Origin of the sequence: Sphingomonas quercus (assembly GCF_018863195.1) — a bacterium.
In the GTDB taxonomy this organism is placed as follows: domain Bacteria; phylum Pseudomonadota; class Alphaproteobacteria; order Sphingomonadales; family Sphingomonadaceae; genus Solisphingomonas; species Solisphingomonas quercus.
Genome location: NZ_JAHKRT010000002.1, coordinates 294,774 through 319,254, shown reverse-complemented (window position 1 = coordinate 319,254; position 24,481 = coordinate 294,774). Strand labels below are relative to the sequence as shown.

The 24,481-nt window shown below is 69.0% G+C and carries 23 protein-coding genes; 12 read left to right on the top strand and 11 right to left on the bottom strand.

The window, feature by feature from the left end; genetic code table 11:
• Window positions 1-2: 2 nt before the first annotated feature.
• From KOF26_RS04670 to KOF26_RS04650, 5 genes are read right to left on the bottom strand one after another with little or no spacing between them, the layout of a single operon-like run.
• On the bottom strand, window positions 3-809 hold the full coding sequence (locus KOF26_RS04670; protein WP_216320867.1) for an ABC transporter permease: 807 nt from the start codon (window positions 807-809) through the stop codon (window positions 3-5).
• A complete protein-coding gene (locus tag KOF26_RS04665) occupies window positions 806-2,038 on the bottom strand; it encodes a glycosyltransferase family 4 protein (RefSeq protein WP_363181812.1) in 1,233 nt (410 codons plus the stop codon). The genes KOF26_RS04670 and KOF26_RS04665 overlap by 4 nt, the downstream gene beginning before the upstream one ends.
• Before the next feature lie 54 nt (window positions 2,039-2,092).
• Entirely contained in the window at window positions 2,093-3,373 is a 1,281-nt protein-coding gene (locus KOF26_RS04660) for a capsule polysaccharide biogenesis protein (protein WP_216320864.1), read from the bottom strand.
• Window positions 3,370-4,770 (bottom strand): capsular polysaccharide export protein, LipB/KpsS family, encoded by a 1,401-nt coding sequence (locus tag KOF26_RS04655; protein WP_363181810.1) that lies wholly within the window; start codon window positions 4,768-4,770, stop codon window positions 3,370-3,372. Before KOF26_RS04655 ends, KOF26_RS04660 begins: the two co-directional genes overlap by 4 nt.
• The gene (locus KOF26_RS04650; protein WP_216320856.1) at window positions 4,767-5,783 is read right to left on the bottom strand and encodes a phytanoyl-CoA dioxygenase family protein; all 1,017 of its coding nucleotides are present in this window, start codon (window positions 5,781-5,783) and stop codon (window positions 4,767-4,769) included. Before KOF26_RS04650 ends, KOF26_RS04655 begins: the two co-directional genes overlap by 4 nt.
• Window positions 5,784-5,930: 147 nt before the next feature.
• On the opposite strand from KOF26_RS04650, the gene KOF26_RS04645 reads away from it, so the two are divergent.
• From KOF26_RS04645 to KOF26_RS04635, 3 genes are read left to right on the top strand one after another with little or no spacing between them, the layout of a single operon-like run.
• On the top strand, window positions 5,931-6,929 hold the full coding sequence (locus KOF26_RS04645) for an SDR family NAD(P)-dependent oxidoreductase (protein ID WP_216320854.1): 999 nt from the start codon (window positions 5,931-5,933) through the stop codon (window positions 6,927-6,929).
• Window positions 6,929-7,573 (top strand): trimeric intracellular cation channel family protein, encoded by a 645-nt coding sequence (locus KOF26_RS04640; RefSeq protein WP_216321709.1) that lies wholly within the window; start codon window positions 6,929-6,931, stop codon window positions 7,571-7,573. The genes KOF26_RS04645 and KOF26_RS04640 overlap by 1 nt, the downstream gene beginning before the upstream one ends.
• Window positions 7,574-7,582: 9 nt before the next feature.
• Window positions 7,583-9,001: a glycosyl transferase family 90 gene (locus KOF26_RS04635; protein ID WP_216320851.1), complete on the top strand. Its 1,419-nt coding sequence runs from the start codon at window positions 7,583-7,585 to the stop codon at window positions 8,999-9,001.
• Here the strand turns inward: KOF26_RS04635 and sppA are convergent.
• Window positions 8,998-10,881 (bottom strand): signal peptide peptidase SppA, encoded by a 1,884-nt coding sequence (gene sppA, locus KOF26_RS04630; RefSeq protein ID WP_216320848.1) that lies wholly within the window; start codon window positions 10,879-10,881, stop codon window positions 8,998-9,000. The genes KOF26_RS04635 and sppA overlap by 4 nt on opposite strands.
• 201 nt (window positions 10,882-11,082) lie before the next feature.
• On the opposite strand from sppA, the gene groES reads away from it, so the two are divergent.
• Both groES and groL read left to right on the top strand, forming a co-directional pair.
• On the top strand, window positions 11,083-11,370 hold the full coding sequence (gene groES / locus KOF26_RS04625; RefSeq protein ID WP_216320845.1) for a co-chaperone GroES: 288 nt from the start codon (window positions 11,083-11,085) through the stop codon (window positions 11,368-11,370).
• Window positions 11,371-11,430: 60 nt separating this feature from the next.
• Window positions 11,431-13,077, top strand: a complete 1,647-nt coding sequence (groL, locus tag KOF26_RS04620; RefSeq protein ID WP_216320842.1) for a chaperonin GroEL — start codon at window positions 11,431-11,433, stop codon at window positions 13,075-13,077.
• Between the two features lie 105 nt (window positions 13,078-13,182).
• Here the strand turns inward: groL and KOF26_RS04615 are convergent, their stop codons facing one another.
• Together KOF26_RS04615 and KOF26_RS04610 are read right to left on the bottom strand one after the other, a co-directional pair.
• Window positions 13,183-13,494 (bottom strand): entericidin EcnAB, encoded by a 312-nt coding sequence (locus KOF26_RS04615; RefSeq protein ID WP_216320839.1) that lies wholly within the window; start codon window positions 13,492-13,494, stop codon window positions 13,183-13,185.
• 124 nt (window positions 13,495-13,618) lie between these two features.
• Window positions 13,619-14,440 carry an MlaA family lipoprotein gene (locus KOF26_RS04610; protein ID WP_216320836.1) on the bottom strand — a complete coding sequence of 274 codons (822 nt, stop codon included), beginning with the start codon at window positions 14,438-14,440 and terminating at the stop codon, window positions 13,619-13,621.
• Between the two features lie 111 nt (window positions 14,441-14,551).
• On the opposite strand from KOF26_RS04610, the gene KOF26_RS04605 reads away from it, so the two are divergent.
• From KOF26_RS04605 to metH, 4 genes are read left to right on the top strand one after another with little or no spacing between them, the layout of a single operon-like run.
• Window positions 14,552-15,526: an ArsR/SmtB family transcription factor gene (locus tag KOF26_RS04605; RefSeq protein ID WP_216320833.1), complete on the top strand. Its 975-nt coding sequence runs from the start codon at window positions 14,552-14,554 to the stop codon at window positions 15,524-15,526.
• The gene (metF, locus tag KOF26_RS04600) at window positions 15,523-16,464 is read left to right on the top strand and encodes a methylenetetrahydrofolate reductase [NAD(P)H] (protein WP_216320830.1); all 942 of its coding nucleotides are present in this window, start codon (window positions 15,523-15,525) and stop codon (window positions 16,462-16,464) included. The genes KOF26_RS04605 and metF overlap by 4 nt, the downstream gene beginning before the upstream one ends.
• The gene (locus KOF26_RS04595) at window positions 16,461-17,525 is read left to right on the top strand and encodes a homocysteine S-methyltransferase family protein (protein ID WP_216320828.1); all 1,065 of its coding nucleotides are present in this window, start codon (window positions 16,461-16,463) and stop codon (window positions 17,523-17,525) included. The genes metF and KOF26_RS04595 overlap by 4 nt, the downstream gene beginning before the upstream one ends.
• Before the next feature lie 23 nt (window positions 17,526-17,548).
• Window positions 17,549-20,149, top strand: a complete 2,601-nt coding sequence (gene metH / locus KOF26_RS04590) for a methionine synthase (protein WP_216320825.1) — start codon at window positions 17,549-17,551, stop codon at window positions 20,147-20,149.
• Here the strand turns inward: metH and KOF26_RS04585 are convergent.
• Both KOF26_RS04585 and KOF26_RS04580 read right to left on the bottom strand, forming a co-directional pair.
• Window positions 20,146-21,753: a sensor histidine kinase gene (locus KOF26_RS04585; RefSeq protein ID WP_216320822.1), complete on the bottom strand. Its 1,608-nt coding sequence runs from the start codon at window positions 21,751-21,753 to the stop codon at window positions 20,146-20,148. The two genes, metH and KOF26_RS04585, sit on opposite strands and share 4 nt — an antisense overlap.
• A 112-nt stretch (window positions 21,754-21,865) precedes the next feature.
• Window positions 21,866-22,039, bottom strand: a complete 174-nt coding sequence (locus tag KOF26_RS04580) for a NepR family anti-sigma factor (protein WP_253201093.1) — start codon at window positions 22,037-22,039, stop codon at window positions 21,866-21,868.
• Between the two features lie 355 nt (window positions 22,040-22,394).
• Between KOF26_RS04580 and KOF26_RS04575 the strand changes: the two genes are divergently transcribed.
• The 3 genes from KOF26_RS04575 to KOF26_RS04570 all read left to right on the top strand — a co-directional run bounded on the left by KOF26_RS04575 (window position 22,395) and on the right by KOF26_RS04570 (window position 24,132).
• The gene (locus KOF26_RS04575) at window positions 22,395-23,198 is read left to right on the top strand and encodes a response regulator (protein ID WP_216320817.1); all 804 of its coding nucleotides are present in this window, start codon (window positions 22,395-22,397) and stop codon (window positions 23,196-23,198) included.
• A gap of 62 nt (window positions 23,199-23,260) precedes the next feature.
• Window positions 23,261-23,395: a hypothetical protein gene (locus KOF26_RS17280; protein WP_301183109.1), complete on the top strand. Its 135-nt coding sequence runs from the start codon at window positions 23,261-23,263 to the stop codon at window positions 23,393-23,395.
• A gap of 83 nt (window positions 23,396-23,478) precedes the next feature.
• Window positions 23,479-24,132: a sigma-70 family RNA polymerase sigma factor gene (locus tag KOF26_RS04570; protein WP_216320814.1), complete on the top strand. Its 654-nt coding sequence runs from the start codon at window positions 23,479-23,481 to the stop codon at window positions 24,130-24,132.
• A 115-nt stretch (window positions 24,133-24,247) separates the two neighbouring features.
• On the opposite strand, the gene KOF26_RS04565 is transcribed toward KOF26_RS04570, so the two are convergent.
• A complete protein-coding gene (locus KOF26_RS04565) occupies window positions 24,248-24,421 on the bottom strand; it encodes a hypothetical protein (protein ID WP_216320811.1) in 174 nt (57 codons plus the stop codon).
• Window positions 24,422-24,481: the final 60 nt, after the last annotated feature.

The window sequence follows — 24,481 nt, the reverse complement described above, 5'->3', positions numbered from 1 at the left end:
TACTAGTTCAGATGGATATGGCGACGGACGAGTTTGATCGCGAGAAGGCCGAGCACGCTCAATAGCATGCAACTGCCGATCAGATAAGGGATGCTGAAATAGGTGTCGGGCGCAGCGCGGAACTGGCCGTACCGCGCCATCTCGAAGATATTGGCCATCGGGAACCAGGAGAGCCACGTCCGATAGGGCTCCGGGATCCACCCCACCTGATAGAAGCCGCCCGAGATCGGCATCAGGATGTAGCTGATCGGGTGGACGAAGCGCGCCAGCAGGCGATTGTCGTGGGTGCCCGCGCATACCAGCATCGACAGCGAGAAGGAGAACCACGCCATGAACAACAGGCTGCCCATCAGATATTCGGGCCGATAGGGCAGATGGGTGAGGCCGAGCATGATGCCGAAGAACAGCATCACGATCAGCGTGCAGGTCGTCCCCGCCGCCTCGAGCAGCGCCCGCGAAAGCAGCAGGTCGAACACCGTCACCATGCGGTGATAGAGCAACGGCAGGTTGGCCTCGATCGTGCCCTCGGCCCGGTTGAACATGCCGCGGAACATGATGAACACGCAGTAGCCGAGCGAGAACATCGCCACCGCATTGATGTCCGACACGGTATGGGCCGGCTGGGCGAGATGGATCAGCCCCACCGCCGTCGCCAGCGTCATCGGCTCCAGGATCATCCACAGATAGCCGACATTCTCGCGGCCGTAGCGGGTGTGCAATTCGCGCATCATCAGCGCGCCGATCACATTGCACTGCACTTCCAGCGCGCGGATCAGGCTGCTGCCCGAGGCGGTTCTTTCCGTTGTCATGCCGTCACTCTTGTCGGGCGCCTGGCCACGAAATCCCTGTCGGCGACCTCTTGGACCAGCGCGAGCACCGTGTCGAGATGGCCCGCCCAGCGGGGTGCCGTCCAGCCGCCGATGCGTGCGGCCTGGGCGGCGCGGCGCGGCGACCCTTCACCCGCATAGTCGCGGATCGCGCGCGCCCAGCCGATGCCGTCCAGCGGGTCGAGATAGTCCGGCGCGGCCCCGCCCGCCTCGCGCAGCGCCGGCAGGTCGGAACAGATCACCGGCGTGCCCATCGCCAGCGCCTCGGCCACCGGCATGCCATAGCCTTCGGCGAAGCTCGGCAGCAGCAGCGCCCGCGCGCCGCGGATCAGCCGGCGCACCATCCGGTCCGGCACCGTGCCGCGCTCCTCGACGTGAGGAGCGAGGCCCGGGCAGCGCTCCAGCATGTCGACGACATTCTCATTCTCCCAGCCGCGTCGACCGACCAGCACGAGGCGCGGCACCGGACCGCCCTCGGCGGCGAAGCGCCTCCACAGGTTGAGCAGCAACAGGTGGTTCTTGCGCGGCTCGATCGTGCCGATGCACAGGAAATAGGGGGTGCCGAGATCGGCCGGCGGATCGTCGCGGTCGATGAAATCGTCCGCGCCGAGCAGGGCGACGCGGCGCGCCACCGTCCGCTCACCGAGCCAGGGCTCGATCGAGGCGAGCGTCGCGGCCGAATTGGCGATGATGCCATCGGCATGGGCCGCGATCGTCGCCACCCGCCGGCGGTGCTGGTCGGCGCCGCCGGGCCGGGCATATTCCGGATAGTCGATCGGGATCAGGTCGTGGACGAGCACCGCGAAGCGCGCCTCTTCCCGCGCCAGGATCGCCGCCACCCGTTCCGGCTTGTCGAGATGATGGGGGGAGGATTGCAGATAGACCCGCGGCCCGCGCGCGCGCGGCACGATGCGCGGACGCAGCGCCGCCAGCGTCGCCATAGCGGCCCGTTTCAGCGCGCCGGGGTCGGGCGTGTCGCGCTCCATCCAGCCATGTTCGGTGCGATCGAGGAAACGCAGCACCTCGGACTCGGGCAGCCGCCCGTAAAGCCCGGCCGGATGCAGCGCCGCGAAGGAGAGCCCGGTGCCGTGGGTCCGCGCGATCAGGCCGCGCGCATAGGCCATCTCGACCCGGTCGACGCCGGTCGGGGTGGGATGAAGCACGCGCGAGATCAGGCGCGACAGGTCGAGGATGATTTCCGGCCGGGTCACCGATCGGCTCCGGCGGGACGGGGTTGGCGGCAGATGGGCGTCGCTCCGGTGCCGTCAGGACGCCACGGGCTGGGGGGCGGCCGCCGGCGCGCTGATCCTGAGCGGCAGTTCCACGACCTCGTCGGCGCGCTTGGTGGTGAGGCGCGCCGCCGCATTCTCGACGAGCAGGTCCAGCCCTTCGTCGGAGAGGAAGCCGCCGCGGATCAGGCAGCGATCCAGCAGCACCCGGCAGAAGGCGTCCCACAAGCGCGGATCGGGCCGGCGCGGATTGGCCCAGAATGTGTCGAGCGGGCCCTGATGGGTGATGCCGGCAATGTCGTAGACCGCCTGGCCGAGCACCGCCGTCGGCATGCCCGCGGCGAGCGCCAGCGTGCCGGTGGTGCTGTTGATGGTGACGAGGCCCCGCGCGCCCGAGACGAGCGATTCGATATCGCCGTCCTCGATATAGACGACGCGCTGCGCCACGCCGTGATGGGCGGCGCGCTGGAGGGCATAGCGCCGCCAGTTGATCAGGCCATTGTCGAGCGGATGCTCCTTCAGCACCAGGATCGCATCGGCCGGCGCCCGCCGGCTGAAGCTGGCGACGACATAGTCGATCGCCACCCGCATATTGCCGAACGGCGAGTGGACGCGGATCTGGTGATCGGAATCGAGCTGTAGCGGGAAGACGAAATAGGGCTGGCCGGCGAGGTCGGCGATGATCCGCTGCGAACGCTCCCGCGCCCGCTTGCGGGTCGCGAGGCGGATCAGCCAGCCGAAGCCCTCGCCGATCGCCGAATTGGGGCGGTGCGACCGGTAATGCGGGAAATAGCCGCGCTCCAGCACGCAGGCCTGATAATAATCATAGGCTTCGCGCGCGCGCCGGGCGAAGCTTGCCGCGATCGGCGCCTGCGGCCGGATCGGCGGCAGCGCCCGGGCGGCTTGCAGATACCATTCCGGATCACGCGACAAGGTGGAGTGGCCATTGACCCCGTCCGCCTCCAGCGTCACCCAGTCCGGCCGGATATAGCCTTCCTCGAAGACGTGGATCGACAGCCGGTTGATCGTGGCAAGGCCGTGGGCGGCGCGATGCAACGGCCGGCAATCGCCGAACAGCACGAGATCGGTGACGCCGTGCCTGGTGGTGAATTCCTCGAAGAAGCGCGGCCATTCCTCGGCGGTGCCGCGATAATTGGTGGCGCGGCCCGGCCAGCTGAAGCGGTCGCCGCCGTTGAAATTGATGCGGTGGACACGATGCCCGGCGCCGGCCAGCGCCGCGCCGAGCCGCGCGAAGAAGGGACCGGGCGGCCCCTGGAGGAACAGGAAGACCCGCCGGTCTATCGGTCGATGCTTCATGTCCCTTGCCTCCTGAACCGGTACGCACGCACCAGGCGACCCTGCAACCGTCGCGCCCGCACGAGCATTGTTGTGCTCGGCCGGGCCTGTTCCGCAAATCGCCTGACCAGGACTTCGGCCGGGCAGGGCAGGCCCGTTACCGGGTCCATATACCGTGGATACAGAATTAGCACCCCGGCAATAAGTTGCATTGCGGTCAATCGTCGTGTCCGGCGCGCAACTGAGCCCGCGAGATCGGTGGTCAGCCCCCAGCCCGCGAAGAAGGGCTGACCGTGGGTTGTCACCGGCAGTCCGCGCAGCAGCGCCTCGAACCCGGTCAGCGAGGTCAGCACATGCACCGCATCGACCCGTGCCAGCAAGGCCGGCATCGCCTCGCCGCGCACGATCTCGTCGGCGTGCGCGAGGATCGCGGCATCCGGCACGCGCCCGGGGCGGTGGCCGGCGTCGACATCGGGGTGCGGCTTGAACAGGATGCGCGCGTCCGGCTCGGCGGCGCGGGCGCGGGCGAGCAACTCGACATTGCTCCTGATCCCCGCCCCGCCGAGGCGGACCGACATGTCGTCCTCCACCTGCCCCGGCACCAGCACGACGCGGCGGCCGTCATCATCGGCGGCCGCGCGCGGGGCGGTGGCGCCGCTCACCGCATATTTGCTGATCCCGCCGGCCACGATCGCCTCGGCGAGCGCGCCGGCGCGGGCGAGCAGATCGTCGGTGAATTCGGCCGTCTGGAGAATGGTTTCGAGGTCGCTCGGCCGCGAGGGATCATAATGGATGCCGCTGCGGTCGACGACGATCGAGAAGGGCGGGTGGAGATCGCTGCCGAGCCCGATCGAGCGGATGAAGCCGTCCTCCACCGACACGATCGGCAGCCCCGCCTCGCCGAGCCCGGCCGGGGCGCGCGACGGCCACACCGCCACCGCGCCCTGCCCCGCCGCCGCCCTGGCCGCTGCCGCCGAGCGGACGAAGGCGAGCGGCTCGCCGGACCACAGGAAGCGGGCGATGGCGCGGCGCTTCCACCACGCCATGCCGGCCGCCGCGCGGATGCCGCGATTGGCCTCGATCACCGCGCGCCAATGGCCGAGGATCGCCACCGCCTGCTCGGGCGCGATGGCCTCGCCGCTGAACGGATCGCGATAGGCGGGGCCGAGCAGCGCCTCGGCCAGCCCGTCGGCGCCGGCATCGCCAGCCGCGATCGCCGCGATCAGCCGGGCCTCGCGCGCGTCTGCCGCCGGCTGGTCGCGCCAGAAGCTGCCGGCCACCCCGGTCGCGGCGATGCTGGCGACCAGCGCCTCCAGCCGCCCCGGATCGTCCGCAACGGGCCGCGCGGCGGGGTGGCTGATCGCCGCCACCGCCGGCGCCACGCCGGGAAAGGGCGGCGAGCGGAGCAGCGGCGTCACGAATCCGCGGCCCGCTTGCGACCGACATCGGCCCAGGGCTGGCCGATCCATTTCCGCAGCCGATCGTGCATCGCCCACATCAGCGGCACGCGTCGCTCGGCGATGCCGGGCAGGCTCAGCGGGTCGAGCCCGGTCCACGGCAGGAACGGGTTGCGCCGGCCATAGGCCCAGATCTCGACGCGCGTCGACGGCCGCGCCGACGGCCCGCGCGCGTGGAAGCCATAGGTATCGGCCACGACCAGGGTGTTGGCCGGCACCGCCAGCGCGCGCGGGCCGGGCAGGGCGAGCGCCGCCAGCTCGTCCGCCTGGATGCGCAGCGAGCCGCGCGCCGACAGCCGGTCCAGCTCCCGCGCCCTGAGCGAGCGCGCCCTCTCCCATGCCAGCCGTTCCGGCGTCAGGCGATGCGATCCGGGCACATAGGTGAACGGCCCCTCGTCCTGCGCGACGTCGGTCAGGAACAGCCACGCCTTGACGGTGGGATGGAATGTGTCCGCGTGCAGCGTCTCCTGCGGGTCGGCTGGCGCGTCGTGGCGGTGTGACAGGATCGTCTGGACATAGGTCAGCGGCTCCTGATCGTAGCTGCCGACATAGCGGATCAGCCCCCGCCAGCGCGGATCGGCGAGCAGCGCGCGCGCCGCCGGCATCGCTGCCAGACCCTCCGGATCGAGCGCGATACGGCGGGTGATCGTGTCGCCCTGTACCATCTCGCGCGCCGCCGCCGGGAAAGCGAACACCTGATCCCTCAGCGACGCGAACAGGTCCGGTGACAGGAAGTCGCGGATCGCGACGAAGCCGTCCCGGTCGAACGCCGCCCGGCTCTCCGCATCCACCAGATGGGCGAGCCGCCGCCGGCGCATCCCGGCCATCGCCGAGGCGAGCCAGACTCGCCCGGCATGCAGTCCGGCTTGGTTGAGCAACGGCGATCCGATCAGCGGATTGTCCGAAAATGCCTTGGCCCCGGTGGCCAGCGAAACCAGCCACCACGGGGCGAGCAGATAGCGCGCGGCCTTCATCCTGCCTGTCTTGGCCTTCCCAACCCATGCCGGCAAGACGGAGCCGCTCCATTTCCGCCTTGACCCTTGTCGTCCGCCGCTCTCTTCACCTTCCCGCGTCCGGCGTCTAGATGGGAAGGCAGCCGGTCCGGGGGACGAGACACGCGAATGACCATCCTCGTCACAGGTGCCGCCGGCTTCATCGGTTTCCACGTCGCCCGCGCGCTCGCCCGCCGCGGCGATCGCGTGATCGGTGTCGACAATCTCAACGATTATTATCCCGTCTCGCTGAAACACGCCCGGCTGGCGGCGCTCGCCGCCGGGGCCGGCGACCGTTTCCGCTTCGCGGCCGCCGACATCGCCGACGAGCAGGCCCTCGACGCCGCGCTCGGCGCGACGGAGCTTGCCGGCATCGTCCATCTCGCCGCGCAGGCAGGCGTGCGCTACTCGCTCGAGAACCCGCGCGCCTATGCCCGCTCCAACCTCGTCGGCCACCTAAACATTCTCGAGCTCGCCCGCGCCCGGCGGGTGGCGAGCACCGCCTATGCCTCCTCCTCCTCGGTCTATGGCGGGAACACCACATTGCCGTTCCGTGTCGAGGACCGGGTGGATCACCCTCTCTCCCTCTACGCCGCCACCAAGAAGGCCGACGAGCTGATGAGCGAGACCTACGCCCATCTCTATCGCCTGCCGCTCACGGGCCTGCGCTTCTTCACCGTCTACGGGCCGTGGGGCCGGCCGGACATGGCGATGTGGATCTTCACCCGTGCAATCCTCGCCGGCCAGCCGATCCCGGTGTTCAACCACGGCCGGATGTCGCGCGACTTCACCTATATCGACGATATCGTCGCCGGCGTGATCGCCTGTCTCGACATGCCCCCCGCCGACGACGGCGCCGTCAAGGCCGGCGGCAGCAACACCCCGCACGCGCTCTACAATATCGGCAATCACCGGCCGGAGCAGCTGGAGCGGGTCATCGCCCTCCTTGCCGAGGCCTGCGGGCGCGAGGCGATCATCGATTATCAGCCGATGCAGCCCGGTGACGTGCCGGCGACCTATGCCGATATCGACGCCATCGCGCGCGATCACGGCTATGCGCCGACGACGCCGATCGACATCGGCATCCCCGCCTTCGTCGACTGGTACCGGGATCATCACCGGCCGTGATGCCGCCGCCGCTCGCCCCGCTGGCGCCGCTTGCCCAGCAGCTCGGCACGGTGCTGCCCTGGGCCGACCTCGCCGGCATCGCGGTGTTCGCAGCGTCGGGTGCGCTGCAGGCCGCGCGCCGCGAGCAGACGCTGGTCACCTTCGCCTTCTTCGCGGCGATCACCGGCACCGGCGGGGGCACCACCCGCGATCTGCTGATCGGCGCGCCGATCTTCTGGATCCATGACAATCGTGCCCTGGGCGTGTGCCTGATCATGGCGCTGGTGGTGTGGGTGACGCCGCGCCACTGGTGGCGCGATCGCACGCTGGACTGGCTGGATGCGCTGGGGCTCGCCGCCTATTCGGTGTACGGCGCGTCCAAGGCGCTGGCCTACGGCGTGCCGCCCCTGCCTGCCGCGGTGATGGGCGTGGTCACCGCGTGCATGGGCGGCGTGTTCCGCGACGTGCTCGCGGGCGAGCCCTCGATCATCCTGCGCCCGGAAATCTACGTCACGGCGGCGGCCGTCTCGGCCGGGCTGTTCGTGTTGCTGGGCCTGATCGGCCTGCCCTTCGCGCCGGCCGCCGGCATCGCCGCGGTGGCGGGCTTCACGCTTCGCGCGCTCGCGATCAAGCGGGGACTGGCCCTGCCCGCCTATCGCGGCTAGCGGAGGCCTATGGGGGCAGTGATAGATCAATGGGCGGCGCTCGAGCTGGCGCCCTGGACCGGCTTCGCCGTCGGGCGCGAGGCGCTGGAGGCCGAGTTGCGGGCAGCAGCCGCAGCCGCCCCCTCGATCTTCCTGGTCCACATCGCCGATGGCGCGGTGGCGATCGAGGAGAAGCCTTCCGGCAGCGCCCATGACGCCGTGCTCGCCTACCGCGCCTCCCTTTACGCCGACTTCCTGCGCGATGCTCTGGCGGGCTTCGCCGTCAAGGGACGGGGCGTGCTGGCGCTCGATGTCGAAGATCTCGGCAGGCCGCGCCACTCGGTTCCGGTCTTCACCTTCCAGAAACGGCGCGGAGCCAATACCATCCTGCTGCCGGATGTCGATCTGATCGGGAATCACTGGTACATCCGCGACCCGGCCGATGCCTGCGACTATGACGATCGCCTGCCCGCCGCCGTGTTTGTCGGGGCGACAACCGGTAATCCGATGCTCACCGCCGCCCATGTGCGCGAGGGACGCAATCAGCGCCTCCGCTCGGCGGTATTCTTCAAGAATCACCCGGCTGTGCGGTTCGAGCTGCCGATCATCGTGCAGCATGATACGCCCGAGACGCTCGCGATGATCGAAGCGCTCGGCGTGCAGGGAGAGCCGCGGGATTGGGCCGAGCAAAGCCGCTATCGCTACATGCTTTCGATGGATGGCAACGGCGCGACCTGCTCGCGCGTGTATCGCTCGCTGCTCGGCAGCGGGGTGCTGGTCAAATACAACTCACCCTATCTGCTCTATTATTTCCACGGACTGGAGCCGTGGGTCCATTACCTGCCGGCGATCGACGATGATTGCGTGCTCGCCCTCCTCGACGAGGCCGGCCGACACGATGCGTTGCACCGCGCGATTGCCGCGCGATCAACGCAGTTTGCCCGCGACTACCTCACCCGCCCGCAGATGCTGCGTTACGCGGCCCGGCTGGTCGGCGCCTGGCTGACGCAGTTCGGCGAGGGCGCGAACTGGCCGGAGGCGCCGCCGCTGCTCATCGATGCGCATGCCCATATCGGCGGGACAGGCGATGTCTGGGCCGCGCCGGCGGGCTGGCTCGGCAGTGGCGGCGGTGCGATCGAGGGGCTGGCGCTGGTGCCGGGACGTGAGATCGCGCCGCACGACATCCGACTTTGCGTGGCCGGCCCCGAGGGCGTGCTGTCAAAGCCCGTCGAAGGCCATGTCTTCGCCGGAACGCGCGGCGAAGGCCGGCCGCTCCACGGTGTCCAGATCATGCTGCGGGGCGAGGCGGCGGCGAACTATGAGCTAGCCTATGAGGCGCGCTTCCTCGACGGATCGGTAAGCGGCCTGACGCCCGGCGGATCGCTTGCACTCGGTGCGGCGCCGCTGTCGGGGCTGCGCATCCAGGTCAGGCCGAGCGGCCGACCCTAGCCCGGGCCCAGCCGCGCGAGCAGCAGCGTCGCCAGCCCGTCGGCGCGCAGTGACGGCGCCGGCGCGGGCGTTCCGCATTCGAGGCAGCGTACCTGGATGGTCGGCCCGGCCAGCACGCGCCGCGCCTCGCCGAGCGCGCGGCCGAGCAGCACGTCCGGGCGGACAACGACATGGGCGAAGGGATCGCTCGCCGACGCCGAGGCGTCGTCGTCGCTGCGGCCGATCATGTCGGCGAGCAGGCGGCGGGCATAGGAGGGCTCGCGCTCGATGAACACCGGGTGGACGGCGCCGGGATCGAGCTTCGCGCGCCTCGCCGCCTCGGCGATGGCGTCGTCCAGCCCGCCGAAGCGGTCGACCAGCCCGATCTGGCGGGCGATGCCGCCGGCCCACACCCGACCTTGCGCGATCTCGTCGACGCGTTTCACCGGCAAATGGCGCGACGCGGCGACGATGCCGGTAAAGCGGGCATAGATCTGGTCGACGCCGGCCTGGAGCAGCTTGTCGACCTCCGGGCTGGGCCCGCGCAGCACGTCCGGCTCGCCGGACAGCGGCGTCGTCTTGACCCCGTCTGCCGACAGGCCGAGCTTGGCGAGCGTGGCGCGGAAGGTCGGCAGGATCGCGAACACCCCGATCGATCCGGTGATCGTCGAAGGCTCGGCGAAGATCATGTCCCCCGCGCTCGCCACCCAATAGCCGCCGGACGCCGTCACCGAGCCCATCGACACCACCACCGGCAGGCCGCGCCGCTTGGCCTCCAGCACGGCGGAGCGGATCTGCTCGGACGCGGTCACCGATCCGCCCGGCGAATCGATGCGCACCACCAGCGCCTTGAGCCGGTTGGTGGCCAGCGCGTCGCGCAGCAGCCGGGAAATGGTCTCGCCGCCGGCGGTACCCGGAGGCGCCTTGCCGTCGACGATATCGCCGGCCACCGTCACCACGCCGATCGCATCGCCGGCGGTGCCGGGCTGGGTCTGGGCGATGTAACGGCCGAGCGAGACGGTGGCGAACTCGGCGCCGCCGCCCGCGGCCGGCGCGCCCGCGACCTCGGCGACGCGACGGGCGAATTCGCCGCGATCGCCGACCTTGTCGGCCAGGCCGGCGGCGCGCGCCGCCTCGGCGAAATTGGCGCCGGGCATCTCGCCCCGGGCAGCCGCGGCCAGATAGGCGGCGAGCTTCGCCGTCGGCCGGGCGCGCATCACCTCGCCGCGCCATTCCGACCATAGCGCATCGGCCAGCGCCTGGTTGGCGGCGCGCGCCTCGGGCGACTGGTCGTTGCGGATATAGGGCTCGACCGCGGACTTGAACTGGCCGACCTTGTAGACCCTGGCCTCGATGCCGAGCTTGTCGAGCAACCCCTTGTAATAAAGATGCGAGCCGCCCGGCCCGGTCAGCAGCACCGCGCCGAGCGGGTTGATCCAGACCTCCGAGGCGTGCGCGGCGAGCTGGTAGCTGTCATCGCCATAGCCGGTCGCATAGGCGAACACCGGCTTGCCCGCGCGCCGTACCTCGTCGAGCGCCGCGCCCGCCGAGGCCACCGCCGCCTGGCCGCCGCCGTTGAAACCGTCGAGATCGAGCACCACCGCCTTGATATTGGCGTCGCGCGCCGAGGCGCGGATGGCGCGCACCACGTCGCGCAGACGATATTCGGAGACGCGCGGCGCCCCGGCGCGGGAGATGAGGTCGAGCGGCTCGGCCTCCGCCGGCTGTTCGACCAGCGAGCCGGAGAAATCGAGCAGCAGCGCGCCGGCGCTGGCGACATTGGTCTGCTGCCGCGCCGACAGCACGGCATAGAGAGTGGTGAAGAACAGGATCATGGCGATGAGGACGAGCGCGTCCTTCACCCCGACCAGGAACCGCCAGATACCCTTCAACAGCCGCATCACCCGATCATCCCGCTCGTCGTCATCCCGCCGTCGCCGTGGAGCGCTATCCTACGGCTTGTCCTGAGTAAACGGCGCGCCGGAAAATCTCATCGAGCGGCTTGACCCCCGCCCCGTGCCGCCCATATGGCCAGCGCTGGCACTCGCCACGGCTGAGTGCCAACACCAGTTTCGCATCCACTCAACAAGAGGGTGATACCCATGAACTTCCGTCCGCTGCACGATCGCGTGCTGGTCCGCCGCGTCGAGGCCGAGGAGAAGACTGCCGGTGGCATCATCATCCCCGAGACCGCCAAGGAAAAGCCGCAGGAGGGCGAGGTCGTCGCCGCCGGCTCGGGGCTGAAGAGCGACAAGGGCGAGATCACGCCGCTCGACGTCAAGGCCGGCGATCGCATCCTGTTCGGCAAATGGTCCGGCACCGAGGTGAAGATCAACGGCGAGGATCTGCTGATCATGAAGGAAAGCGACATCCTGGGCATCGTCGGCTGAGGCCGCGACCCTGCGATAGCGTCAACTTCGTCAACTTCCCGATTTTGAAAGGTAGCCAAGATGGCAGCCAAGGACGTGAAATTCTCCCGCGACGCCCGTGAGCGCATCCTGCGCGGCGTCGACATCCTCGCCGACGCGGTCAAGGTGACGCTCGGCCCGAAGGGCCGCAACGTCGTCATCGACAAGAGCTTCGGCGCGCCGCGGATCACCAAGGACGGCGTTTCCGTCGCCAAGGAGATCGAGCTGAAGGACAAGTTCGAGAACATGGGCGCGCAGATGCTGCGCGAGGTGGCGTCGAAGACCAACGACGTCGCCGGCGACGGCACCACCACCGCCACCGTGCTCGCCCAGTCGATCGTGCGCGAGGGCATGAAGTCGGTCGCGGCCGGCATGAACCCGATGGACCTGAAGCGCGGCATCGATCTCGCCGTCGTCAAGGTCGTCGAGGACATCAAGGCCCGCTCCAAGCCGGTCGCCGGCTCCAATGAGGTCGCCCAGGTCGGCATCATCTCCGCCAATGGCGACACCGTCGTCGGCGAGAAGATCGCCGAGGCGATGGACAAGGTCGGCAAGGAAGGCGTCATCACCGTCGAGGAGGCCAAGGGCCTCGAGTTCGAGCTGGACGTCGTCGAGGGCATGCAGTTCGACCGCGGCTATCTGTCGCCCTATTTCATCACCAACCCGGAGAAGATGCAGGTCGAGCTTTCCGACCCGTACATCCTGATCCACGAGAAGAAGCTCTCCAACCTGCAGGCGATGCTGCCGATCCTCGAGGCGGTGGTGCAGACCGGCCGTCCGCTGCTGATCATCGCCGAGGACATCGAGGGCGAGGCGCTGGCCACGCTCGTCGTCAACAAGCTGCGCGGCGGCCTCAAGGTCGCGGCCGTCAAGGCGCCGGGCTTCGGCGATCGCCGCAAGGCGATGCTTGAGGATATCGCCATCCTCACCAAGGGCGAGGTGATCTCCGAGGATCTCGGCATCAAGCTCGAGAGCGTGACGCTGGGCATGCTCGGCACCGCCAAGCGCGTGTCGATCGACAAGGACAACACCACCATCGTCGATGGCGCCGGTGAAGCCGAGGCGATCAAGGGCCGCACCGACGCGATCCGCCAGCAGATCGAGGCGACCACCTCCGACTATGATCGCGAGAAGCTCCAGGAGCGTCTGGCGAAGCTGGCCGGTGGCGTGGCGGTGATCAAGGTCGGCGGCTCGACCGAGGTCGAGGTGAAGGAGCGCAAGGATCGCGTCGACGACGCCCTCCACGCCACCCGCGCAGCGGTCGAGGAAGGCATCGTCCCCGGCGGCGGCACGGCTCTGCTCTACGCCACCAAGGCGCTGGAGGGCCTGAAGGGCGCCAATGACGACCAGACCCGCGGCATCGACATCATCCGTCGCGCGCTGCAGTCCCCGGTCCGTCAGATCGCCCAGAATGCCGGCCATGACGGCGCGGTGATCGCGGGCAAGCTGCTCGAGGGCAATGATCCGACGCTCGGCTTCAACGCCCAGACCGACACCTATGAGAACCTCGTCACCGCCGGCGTGATCGACCCGACCAAGGTCGTGCGCACAGCGCTCCAGGACGCGGCCTCGGTCGCCGGCCTGCTGATCACCACGGAAGCGGCGATCGCCGAACTGCCCGCCGAGGACAAGGCCCCGGCCGGCATGCCCGGCGGCGGCATGGGCGGCATGGGCGGCATGGACTTCTAAGTCCGTCCTCCCGACGCACGAACAGGAAGGGCCGGGGGGCGATCCCCCCGGCCCTTTCCTTTTGCCGGACAAGGATCGCCCTTGTCCGTGCGTTCCCGAGCGGGATCAGCGGCGGGTCTTGTCCGCGGCGCTGCGCATCGCGTCGGCGCTCGCGTCGAGGCCGTTGGCGGTGGCGTTGGACACCGTGTCGCCGGCGGCCGCCGCGCTGTTGCCGGCCGCGTCGATGGCGTTGTCGGCGCTGGCGCCGGCATCGGCCGCCGCGGCGTTGACGTCCGAAACGGCGTTGTCTGCGGTGGCGCTCACGTCATTGCCGATCGAGCTGGCCGCTTCGCTGGTCTCGTTCTGGGACTTTTGCGAGCAGGCGGCGGCCCCCAGGGCCAGGGCAGCGATCAGCGGCAGAGCGATAATCTTGTTCACGGGCATGTCTCCGTTCCCTTTCCACACCGACAGGCGGACCCCGCGGACGCGCGCCCCCGTTCGTCGGCCTCCCCCACAACTATCCGGGGCCGTAACGGGGTGCAATCCCTAGTATCGAACTAGTCTACTTGGGCGGCTCGTTCGCAGTGGGGGCGGGCGGCGGGGGCGGAGGCTCCTGCGGCGCCCCGCGGTCGTCGATTTCCTTGAGCGCGGCGTTGACGGCGGCGTCGTCGCTGTTGCTCACCGCGGCATCGCCGTCGCGATTGGCGATGGCGGCGTCGCGGCGCTGGAAAAAGGCCGAGCGCGCCGTCGCATAGGGATCGGCGCTGGTCTTCAGGAAATCGTCGGCGCCGGCCTCGGCGAGGTCGGAGCGCGCGCTCAGCACTTCCATGACGTTGATGGCGGTGGGCACGCCCTTGGGCAGGAATTCGCAGTCTCGCAGGCAGATCCGGTAGGGATCGATGAACTGCGACGCGACCGAGCCGACGCCGTCACGCACGGTCGACGGCCCGAGAATCGGCAGCACCAGATAGGCCGAGCGCTTGACGCCCCATACCGCCAGCGTCTGGCCGAAATCCTCCGGGGTCGGCTTCAGCCCGATCTTGCTGGCATGATCGGCGAGGCCGCCAATGCCGATCGTGGTGTTGACGACGAACCGGCCCAGCGAATTGAACGCGCGCTTGGCATTGCCCTGCAATAGCGCGTTGATCGCCGAGAAAGGCTCGGACAGGTTGGCGAAGACATGGCTGATGCCGCGCCGCGCCGGCTTGGGCGTGACGGCGCGATAGACGTTGGAGGCGGGCTTCAGCACCACCTTGTCGACGCCCATGTTGAAGCCCCACATCGCGCGGTTGAACTTCTCATAGGGATCGCCCGGCGTCCGCGCACCCGTGGTGGCGCAGCCGGCGAGCAGGACAGCGGCCAGTAGCGGCCCGATTGCGCGCATGAGTCCCCCCTGGCGGCGACCATTGTCGGAAGCGGCGTGCGGTGCCACACGCCCTTGCACGGCACAAGCATCTTGACCGATATAAAGATATCTTTATATCCTTATCCGACCATGCAGCCGGCTCTCGACATCTTCCGCGCGCTCGCGGATCCGACGCGGCTGCGCATCCTCGCCTTGCTGCGGGCGATGGACCTGTCGGTGGGCGAACTCGCTCAGGTGCTCGGGCAGAGCCAGCCGCGCGTCTCGCGCCATGTCAAGATCCTCGCCGACGCCGGCCTTGCCGAACGCCGCAAGGAGGGGAGTTGGGTGTTCCTCGGGCTGGGTCCGCGCGAACGCGTCGCGCCGCTGCTCGCCGCGCTGGACGGCTGGGCGGACGCCGAGGCCGATCATTGGGCGCGTGCCGACATCGCCCGCCTCTCCGCGATCCGTGCCGACCGCGCCGCGGCGGCCGAGCGCTATTTCGCCCAGCATGCCGATCATTGGGATGCGATCCGCTCCCTCCATGTCGCCGAAGCCGAGGTCGAGGCCGCGATCCTCGCCGCGCTGGAGGATCGCCCGGTCGGCCGCCTCGTCGATATCGGCACCGGCACCGGGCGCATGATCGCCCTGCTCGGCCCGTCGGCGGAGAGCGCCACGGGCATTGATCGCAGTCCGGAGATGCTGCGCGTCGCCCGCGCCCGCCTCGCCGAGGCCGGGCTGGACCGCGCCGACCTGCGCCAGGGCGACATGTATGCGCTGCCGCTTGCCAGCGGCGCGACCGACCTCGTGCTGCTCCATCAGGTGCTGCATTATGCCCAGCAGCCTGCCGCCGCGATCGCCGAAGCGGGGCGGCTGCTCGCCCCGGGCGGGCGGCTGCTTATCGTCGACTTCGCGGCACACGACCGCGAGGCGCTGCGCAGCGTCGACGCCCATGCCCGCCTCGGGTTTGACGATGCCCAGATCGCCGGCTGGTTCACCGCCGCCGGCCTCGCCATCGAGCGCATCGCCGCCCTCGACGGCGGCGAACTGACCGTCAAATTGTGGCTCGCCGTGCGCACCGCGGTCGCCGACCAATCACCCGAACCCCTGCTGAAGGCCGTATCATGAGCTTCACCCTGCCCCAGATGGAGGAGGCGCGCCGCGCGCTGGACGCGCCGCTGTTCGCCGATCTTTCCGGCGATTTCGCGCTGTCGTTCGAATTCTTCCCGCCCAAGACGGAGAAGATGGACGCGGTGCTGTGGGAATCGCTCAAGTCGCTGGCGCCGCTGGGGCCGCGCTTCGTCTCCGTCACTTATGGCGCGGGCGGCTCGACTCGCGAGCGGACCCACGCCACCGTCGCCCGCATCGCCCGCGAGACGGAGATCCCGGCCGCCGCCCACCTTACCTGCGTCGATGCCACGCGCGACGAGATCGACGAGATCGCCCGTGAATATTGGGCGGCCGGCGTGCGCCATATCGTCGCGCTGCGCGGCGATCCCCCGCGCGAGGGCGAGCGCTTCCAGTCCCATCCCGGCGGCTACGAGAATGCCGCGGCGCTGGTCGCGGGGCTGAGGAAGGTGGCGCCGTTCGAGATTTCCGTCGCCGCCTATCCGGAATGCCATCCGGATTCCGAAGGGGTCGCGGCCGATCTCGACAATCTGAAGCGCAAAATCGACGCCGGCGCGAACCGGGCGATCACCCAGTTCTTCTTCTCGCCGGAAGCCTTTTTCCGTTTCCGCGACGCCGCCGCCGCTGCCGGCATCGCCGCCGAGATCGTGCCCGGCATATTGCCGGTGTCGAACGTGGCGCAGACGCGCAAGTTCGCCGGCCTGTGCGGCGCGGCCATCCCGGCGTGGATGGACCGGCTGTTCGACGGGCTGGACGATCATCCCGCCGCCCGCCAGCTCGTCGCCGCGACGGTGGCGGCGGAATTGTGCCGCAAGCTCTATGCCGGCGGCGTGCGCCATTTTCATTTCTACACGCTCAACCGCGCGGAACTGGCCTATGCCATCTGCCATCTGCTCGGTAAGCGCCCTGTCGCACAGGCGAAGGAGGCCGCGGCATGACCAAGCTCACCCCATCCCAAGCGGGCCAGCGGCTGCGCGCCGAGGCGGCCAACCGCATCCTCGTCACCGACGGCGCCTTCGGCACGATGATCCAGACCTATCGGCTGGACGAGGCCGCCTATCGCGGCGGCCTCGATCTCGGCCACGATCAGAAGGGCAATAACGACCTGCTGGCGATCACCCGGCCCGAGGTGATCGCCGAGATCACCGAGGCCTATCTGGCGGCGGGCTCGGACATCGTCTCGACCAATACCTTCAACGCCAACCGGATCAGCCAGGCCGATTATGGCGCGGAACATCTGGTGCGCGACATGAACCTCGCCGCCGCCCGGATCGCCCGCGATGCCGCCGATGCGGCAGAGGCGGCGGACGGCCGCCCGCGCTTCGTCGCCGGCGCGATCGGGCCGACCAACAAGACGCTGTCGCTGTCGCCGGACGTCAACGATCCCGGCTTCCGCGCGATCACCTTCGATGAACTGAAGGACGTCTATCGCGATCAGGCCGAAGCGCTGGTCGACGGCGGCGCGGACTTCATCCTCATCGAGACGGTGTTCGACACGCTCAACGCCAAGGCCGGCATCAAGGCGGTGCTGGAAATGGCCGAGGCGCGCGGGCACGAAATCCCGATCATGCTGTCCTTCACCGTCACCGACATGTCCGGGCGCAACCTGTCCGGCCATTCGATTGACAGCTTCTGGGCGAGCGTGCGCCACGCCCGCCCGCTGACCATCGGCATGAACTGCTCGTTCGGCGCGCCGCAGCTGCGCCCGCATGTCGCGACGATCGCGCGCGTCGCGGACACGTTGGTGATGGTCTATCCCAATGCCGGCCTGCCCAACGAGCTCGGCCAGTATGACGAGGAACCGGAGACGACCGGCGGCTTCATCGGCGAATGGGCCGATGCCGGGCTGATCAACGTGGTCGGCGGCTGCTGCGGCACGACCCCGCCGCACATCCATGCGATGGCGCGCGCGGTGGCCGGCAAGCCGCCCCGCGCCATCCCCGCCGGCCAGTCCCGCACCCTCCTCGCCGGCCTCGAGACGATGATCCTCGCCGCGTGATCCCTTCGCTTCCGGAACCAGACGTGACCCAGACCTCCACCGCTACCTTCGTCAATATCGGCGAACGCACCAACGTCACCGGATCGGCGGCGTTCAAGAAGCTGATCATGGCCGGCGATTACGCCAGGGCCGTGGAGGTGGCGCGCAGCCAGGTGGAGAACGGCGCGCAGATCGTCGACGTCAACATGGACGAGGGCCTGCTCGACGCCGAGGCGGCGATGGTCACCTTCCTCAACCTGATCGCCGCCGAGCCCGACATCGCGCGCGTGCCGATCATGATCGACAGCTCCAAATGGAGCGTGATCGAGGCGGGGCTGAAATGCGTCTCGGGCAAGCCGATCGTCAATTCGATCAGCATGAAGGAGGGCATCGAGCCCTTCCTCGAACATGCCCGCAAGGTGCGCGCCTATGGCGCCGCCGTGGTGGTGATGGCCTTCGACGAGGTGGGACAGGCCGACACCAAGGAGCGCAAGATCGAAATCTGCGCGCGCGCCTATGACCTGCTGGTCGCCGACGGCTTTCCGCCCGAGGACATCATCTTCGATCCGAATATCTTCGCGGTGGCGACCGGCATCGACGAGCATCGCCGCTATGCCATCGACTTCATCGAGGCGACGCGCGAGATCCGCGCCCGCTGCCCGGGCTGCCACATTTCGGGCGGCGTCTCCAACCTCAGCTTCTCGTTCCGCGGCAACGAGCCGGTCAGGCGCGCGATGCACAGCGTGTTCCTCTATCATGCCATCCAGGCGGGCATGGACATGGGCATCGTCAATGCCGGCCAGCTCGACGTCTATGACGCCATCGACCCGGAGCTGCGCGAAGCGTGCGAGGACGTCATCTGGGATCGGCGGGACGACGCCACCGAGCGGCTGATCACCCTCGCCGAGCGGTTCCGCGGCGGCAATCCGGAGGCCGAGAAGCAGGCCGAGGAATGGCGCAGCTGGCCGGTCGCCAGGCGGCTGGAGCATGCGCTCGTCAAGGGTCTCGATGCCTTCGTCGTCGAGGATACCGAGGAAGCGCGGCTGCAATTCCCCCGTCCGATCGAGGTGATCGAAGGGCCGCTGATGGACGGCATGAACGTCGTCGGCGACCTGTTCGGGGCGGGCAAGATGTTCCTGCCGCAGGTGGTGAAGTCGGCCCGCGTGATGAAGAAGGCGGTCGCCCACCTCCTGCCCTATATCGAAGCGGAGAAGACGGCCGGACAACGCGCCAAGGGGCGCATCGTCATGGCCACGGTGAAGGGCGACGTCCACGATATCGGCAAGAACATCGTCGGCGTCGTGCTCCAGTGCAACGGCTATGAGGTCATCGACCTCGGCGTGATGGTGCCGTGGACGGACATCCTCAAGGCCGCCAACGAGAATGACGCGGACATGATCGGCCTTTCCGGCCTGATCACGCCGTCTCTGGACGAGATGGTGACGGTGGCGAGCGAGATGGCGCGCGCCGGCATGACCATGCCGCTGCTCATCGGCGGGGCGACCACGTCGAAGGTCCACACCGCGCTGCGCATCGCGCCGGCCTATGAAGGGCCGGTGGTGCATGTGCTCGACGCCAGCCGTGCCGTCGGCGTCGCCTCCGCGCTGATCTCGGACACCCAGCGCGACGGCTTCGTCACCGATACCGCCAGCGACTATGCCGCCATCCGCGCCGCGCGCGAGGGCAAGGGCCAGAACGCGCTCGCGCCGATCGACGAGGCGCGCGCCAACGCCTTTCCCTTCGCCGCCGACCAGATGCCGCCGGCCCCGCGCCTGCCCGGCCGCCATGTCTACGAGGATTGGTCGCTTGCCGATCTGCGCGACTATATCGACTGGACGCCCTTCTTCCGCGCCTGGGAGCTGGCCGGCACCTATCCGGCGATCCTCGACGATCCGGTGGTCGGCGAAAGCGCGCGAGCGCTGTGGGCTGACGCGCAGACGATGCTCGATCAGGTCATCGCCGAGAAATGGCTGACCGCGAAGGGGGTCGCCTGTCTGTGGCCATGCCGTCGGGACGGCGACGACATCCTCGTCGAAGGCGACGCCGGCGAGGTCCGCCTGCCGATGCTCCGCCAGCAGATCAAGAAGCGCGAAGGCCGGGCGAATATGTGCCTCGCCGACTTCATCTCGCCCGACGGCGACTGGATCGGCGGCTTCGCGGTGACGGCGGGGCACGGCATCGAGCCGCATCTCGCCCGCTTCAGGGCCGAGCATGACGATTATCGCGACATCCTGTTGAAGGCCCTGGCCGATCGCCTTGCCGAGGCCTTGGCCGAACGGCTTCACCTCCATGTGCGCACCACGCTCTGGGGCTATGCCGCCGACGAGCAGCTGACCAACGACGCGCTGATCCGCGAGCAATATCGCGGCATCCGCCCCGCGCCCGGCTATCCGGCCTGCCCCGACCACAGCCTGAAGCCGATGCTGTTCGACCTGCTCGACGCCGGGCCGGCGACCGGGATCACGCTGACCGAGCATTTCGCGATGCTGCCGACAGCGGCCGTGTCCGGATTTTATTTCGGCCACCCGGACGCCCAATATTTCGGCGTGGCGCGGATCGGCGAGGATCAGCTGACCGATTATGCCGCGCGTCGCGGGGTCGATCTCGACACGGCGCGGCGCTGGTTGCGCCCGAACCTCGACTAGACGATCCCGATCTCGATCGACAGCCTGCCGGCTGCCTCGTCGCGCTCCAGCGTGGCGCGGAGCTGGCGGGCGAGACCGGTCAGCACGCGGTCGAAGCGTTCGCCATGCTTGCCATCGGCTTCGGTGGCGGCAGCGGTCAGCGCCGGAGAGGCCACGCTCAACGCGGCGCGCGTCGGCGATACCTGCGTGAGGCCGATCGCCACCGTGCCCTTGGGCGCACGCAGCATCGACGCTTCGACCATTTCGGTGATCAGGAACGCCACCGGCACGGCCACGTCCTGCGTCGCGTGCAGCGATTCCAGCTCGAGCAATATCGGCATGGAGACCGCATTGGCCGGCGCCGTGGCGCGCAGGTTGGCGGCAAGCTCGCTGATCAGCGGGCGCAGCGCCACGCCGCGATTTTCCTCCAGTTCGGCATAGTGATTGCGGTGGACGACGGCGAGCGCATCGACCCGCCGCTGGATCGAGGCATAGGCGTCGGCGACCTCGCGGCTCTGCGCGCCGCGCGCGTGCAGGCTGAGCAGCGAGGCGACGACCTGGAGGTTGTTCTTGACCCGGTGATGCACCTCACGCGTCAGCCGCGTCTGGCGGGCAAGCCCCTCCTCCAGGTCGGCCTCGTGGCGGCCGATGGTGTTGGTGACGCTGCGGAAGGCGGAGGCGAGCCGGCGGATTTCGTGCGCCGGCGTGGTGATACGCGGGATGACGAGCGATTTGTCGCCGGCGCGATAGGCGAGCACCGCCGCCTGCAACTGACGCAGCGGACGCAGCATCAGCCGGTCGGTGACGATGAACGCCACCAGCCCCGCCGCCAGCAGCATCACGACAGGCAGCGCGATGCTGAGCATTTCGCTCGCCGTGGCGCGGCGGGTCGGCAGGCTGAGTTCCAGCCGGCCCTGGCCGTCGACCACCGGCACCGCGTTGGTGGTGCCATCCATCGAGATTTCGGGCGTGCCCCCGAGCGCCATCGAGCGATCGCCCTCGCGCAGCACCAGCCGGTACGGGCCTTCCGCCAGACGCGGACGCGCCGTTTCGGCGATCGTGGCGCGCGCGAAGCGTGCCTCGCCGACCAGCCGGTCATTGCCGGCGAAGGTGGTGACGATCAGCGTCTCGCCGTCGGCGCCGATGTGGATGGTGGCGTTGGCGCGGGTCACCACCGGGCGATCGATCGGCTGGTAGCCGGAGGTGGAGCAGATCAGCCGGCCCTCAATGTCGCGGAGGGCGAAATCCACCGCGACCCGGTGTTCCGCGGCGAGCGAGCTCAGCGTGCGCTGGCAGGTCGCCTCGCCGGAGGTGGAGAGCGCCGTTCCCGACGCCCGCAGGGTCAGCGCGGTGCGCGCGACCAGCACGTCGATGGCGCGCGCGCTGTCCGTGGCGATGGCGAGGCTGGCGGATTCGCGCGCCGCGCGGTTGATCCGCGCCGTCTCCGCCGAGGCGAGCACCGCGATGATCATCAACGGCGTCAGCGCCAGGAGCATCAGCAGGATCAGCTTGGCGTTGGTCGGCAGCCCGGTGAACGGGCGCGCCATCGCACTTTCGCCGCCATGGTCTCCGGGCGTGGCGACGCCGGAAGGAGCGATGGCGGGCTGATCTCGCGGAGAAGTCATGTTCGCAGAATTATCGGCGCGCAAAGAAGCTCCGCGCAATCGCGAAACCATATCAGGAAGTCGGGGCCGCTATACCGGGCGGTACGCCTGCGGCGCAGGCGCGCATCGACGCTCAGTCCAGCTTGCCGAGCAGATCGAGCATTTCCTGGGGCACCGTTTCCTTGACCGTCTGGTCGTAGATGGTGCGCAGCACGCTGCCGACGCCCGCCTCCGAAGGACGGCCATTTTTGAACGCGCGGCGCGGCTTGTTCGTTTTCCCGGTCGCTTTGCTGCTGATCTCACTCAAGCCTGTCCGCCCCATCCCCTTTGGCCGCGACCGGCGCACGCCGAACAGGCGCCACCGGCAAAACGCGCCGGAAAATGAACACGCGGCGCCCCCGGGACGTTTCCGCCCGCTGTGCCGCATTCAGACCGCCCGCAAGGGCAAAGCCTGTGCTCGCGTCACCCGGCGGTGTCTCCGTCGCCGGATATCCGCCACTGCCGCATCATCGCATGAAACAAAAGACCTGATCGATTGTTCCGCACCCGGAGCGTCGTTTCGGTCCCACCTTGCATTTTATCCGCAGCGGGAAGCAGCTACGACGTATGAACTACATTCCCGCCCTTCCAAGGGGCCGGGACTCAAGGGAGTCACATCACCCATGTCGCTGGGCCAAGAACTCGCGCCGCACCTTCCGTTTCTCCGGCGCTATGCACGCGCCCTCACGGGCAGCCAGACCCATGGCGACCAATATGTGCGCGCGACGCTGGAGGCGATCGTGGCTGCGCCGGGCGATTTCCCGCGCGACGTGGACGCCAGGCTCGGCCTTTATCGCACCTTTCAGGCGATCTGGTCCTCGGCCAATATCGAGACCGGCCCCGCCGACGACAGCGAGGATGATGGCGATCCCCAGGCGATCGCCCGCGCCCGCCTCGCCCGGGTGACGCCGCTGTCGCGCCAGGCGCTGCTGCTGACCGCGATGGAAGGCTTCACGCCCGAGGATGCCGCCTTCCTCCTCGACGAGGAGCCGGAGGAGATCGAGCGGCTCGTCGCCGACGCGCTGGCCGAGATCGAGCGCCAGACCCATGCGGAGGTGATGATCATCGAGGACGAGCCGATCATCGCCATGGATCTCGAAACGATCGTGCGCGATCTCGGCCATGGTGTGACCGGCGTCGCCGTCACCCGCGACGAGGCGGTGCAACTCGCCATGCAGCGCCGTCCGGGGCTGGTGCTGGCCGACATCCAGCTTGCCGACGACAGCTCGGGCATCGACGCCGTCAAGGACATCCTCGCCCAGTTCTCGGTGCCGGTGATCTTCATCACCGCCTTCCCCGAGCGACTGCTGACCGGCGAGCGGCCGGAACCGACCTTCCTGATCACCAAGCCGTTCCAGCGGTCCACGGTGAAGGCGGCGATCAGCCAGGCCCTGTTCTTCGACAGCGCGACCGTTCCCGCGATGTAACGGAACAAGCTTCCGGCTTCCCTCGTTGGCATGGCCAAGAGACACGTTGGGAGCGTTCCGCCATGGACAACGACATCCATCTTAACCGGACGGAGGCGCGCGCCGGCACCACGCCGCGCGTGACCCGCTATGTGCTTTCGATCTCGCTCGCCGCGGTCGTCATCATCTTCGCCCTCCTGCTGTTCCTGTGGCGCTGACGGAACAACAGGCAGCGGCGCGGCACTGGCGCGGCCATGCCGTCCACCCTACATCCTTGGGTAATCACGGGGGAGTAAAGCTTTTGTCCAAGTCCGGCCCGGCCGCCGATGACAAGACGGACGATCAGGGAAGCGCGAACGCGGAACCGCACGTCGCCCTCCCCGATGACGAGTTCAAGACCCAGCTCGCCCAGGTGATCCCGCATCTGCGTGCGTTCGGGCGCTCGCTGTCCGGCAACCGGGATCTCGCCGATGATCTCGTGCAGGAAACGCTGCTCAAGGCCTGGGCGGCGCGCAAGCGCTTCCAGGCCGGCACCAACATGCGCGCCTGGACCTTCATCATCCTGCGCAATCTGTTCCTCAGCCAGATGCGCCGCGCGCGCTTCAAGGGCGAATGGGACGAGGTGACGGCATCGCGCCTGCTCGCCGCGCCGGCCAGCCAGGATCGCCATGTCGAGCTTGGCGACATGCAGCGCGCGCTGCTCCACCTGCCGCAGCCGCAGCGCGAGGCGCTGATCCTCGTCGGCGCGGGCGGCTTCGCCTATGAGGAAGCGGCGGAGATTTGCGGCTGCGCCGTGGGCACCATCAAGAGCCGCGTCGCCCGTGGCCGCGTGGCACTCGAAGCCTTGCTGACCGAAGGCAAGCTGCCGTCGCGTCATACCCACAAGGCCGATCCCGGTCGCACCGCGCTGCAGACGATCATGAGCGAAGTGGACGATCTCAGCCGCGACCGGTGAGGGCGCGTCACGGGCGGGCGATCCGCCTCCCCCGGACGTGGCATCACCCCGAACATGTTCCAAAGCGTGTCCTGAGCCCGGCGCGGGCTTCAGGCACGACGGGGCGCCCCCGGAGCTAGTGCAGCCGCTCCAGCAACACCGCCAGGTCGCGCGATATCTCGTCGCGTGGCGCCGGATAGGCGGCGTTGAGCGCGCGGCCGACGCCGTCCTGCATCGGCCGGGGCACGGCGATCGGCGTCGCTGCGTCCCGTCGTGCCGACGGCGTGGGATAGGGCGTTCCAGACTTCATATTCCCTCCAACGCATTGCCGCACGGCGAGTTTCGCGCCAAAGGTCGGCGATGGAGGGGG

Excerpts from the sequence above, each read along its gene's own strand:
- KOF26_RS04610 (WP_216320836.1), bottom strand. The coding sequence starts at position 14,440 with ATGCGCGCAATCGGGCCGCTACTGGCCGCTGTCCTGCTCGCCGGCTGC.
- groES (WP_216320845.1), top strand. The coding sequence starts at position 11,083 with ATGAACTTCCGTCCGCTGCACGATCGCGTGCTGGTCCGCCGCGTCGAG.
- KOF26_RS04660 (WP_216320864.1), bottom strand. The coding sequence starts at position 3,373 with ATGAAGCATCGACCGATAGACCGGCGGGTCTTCCTGTTCCTCCAGGGG.
- KOF26_RS04585 (WP_216320822.1), bottom strand. The coding sequence starts at position 21,753 with ATGACTTCTCCGCGAGATCAGCCCGCCATCGCTCCTTCCGGCGTCGCC.
- sppA (WP_216320848.1), bottom strand. The coding sequence starts at position 10,881 with ATGCGGCTGTTGAAGGGTATCTGGCGGTTCCTGGTCGGGGTGAAGGAC.
- KOF26_RS04605 (WP_216320833.1), top strand. The coding sequence starts at position 14,552 with ATGCAGCCGGCTCTCGACATCTTCCGCGCGCTCGCGGATCCGACGCGG.
- KOF26_RS04565 (WP_216320811.1), bottom strand. The coding sequence starts at position 24,421 with ATGAAGTCTGGAACGCCCTATCCCACGCCGTCGGCACGACGGGACGCA.
- metF (WP_216320830.1), top strand. The coding sequence starts at position 15,523 with ATGAGCTTCACCCTGCCCCAGATGGAGGAGGCGCGCCGCGCGCTGGAC.
- KOF26_RS17280 (WP_301183109.1), top strand. The coding sequence starts at position 23,261 with ATGGACAACGACATCCATCTTAACCGGACGGAGGCGCGCGCCGGCACC.
- KOF26_RS04575 (WP_216320817.1), top strand. The coding sequence starts at position 22,395 with ATGTCGCTGGGCCAAGAACTCGCGCCGCACCTTCCGTTTCTCCGGCGC.
- KOF26_RS04640 (WP_216321709.1), top strand. The coding sequence starts at position 6,929 with ATGCCGCCGCCGCTCGCCCCGCTGGCGCCGCTTGCCCAGCAGCTCGGC.
- KOF26_RS04650 (WP_216320856.1), bottom strand. The coding sequence starts at position 5,783 with ATGAAGGCCGCGCGCTATCTGCTCGCCCCGTGGTGGCTGGTTTCGCTG.
- KOF26_RS04635 (WP_216320851.1), top strand. The coding sequence starts at position 7,583 with ATGGGGGCAGTGATAGATCAATGGGCGGCGCTCGAGCTGGCGCCCTGG.
- KOF26_RS04645 (WP_216320854.1), top strand. The coding sequence starts at position 5,931 with ATGACCATCCTCGTCACAGGTGCCGCCGGCTTCATCGGTTTCCACGTC.
- groL (WP_216320842.1), top strand. The coding sequence starts at position 11,431 with ATGGCAGCCAAGGACGTGAAATTCTCCCGCGACGCCCGTGAGCGCATC.
- KOF26_RS04670 (WP_216320867.1), bottom strand. The coding sequence starts at position 809 with ATGACAACGGAAAGAACCGCCTCGGGCAGCAGCCTGATCCGCGCGCTG.
- KOF26_RS04595 (WP_216320828.1), top strand. The coding sequence starts at position 16,461 with ATGACCAAGCTCACCCCATCCCAAGCGGGCCAGCGGCTGCGCGCCGAG.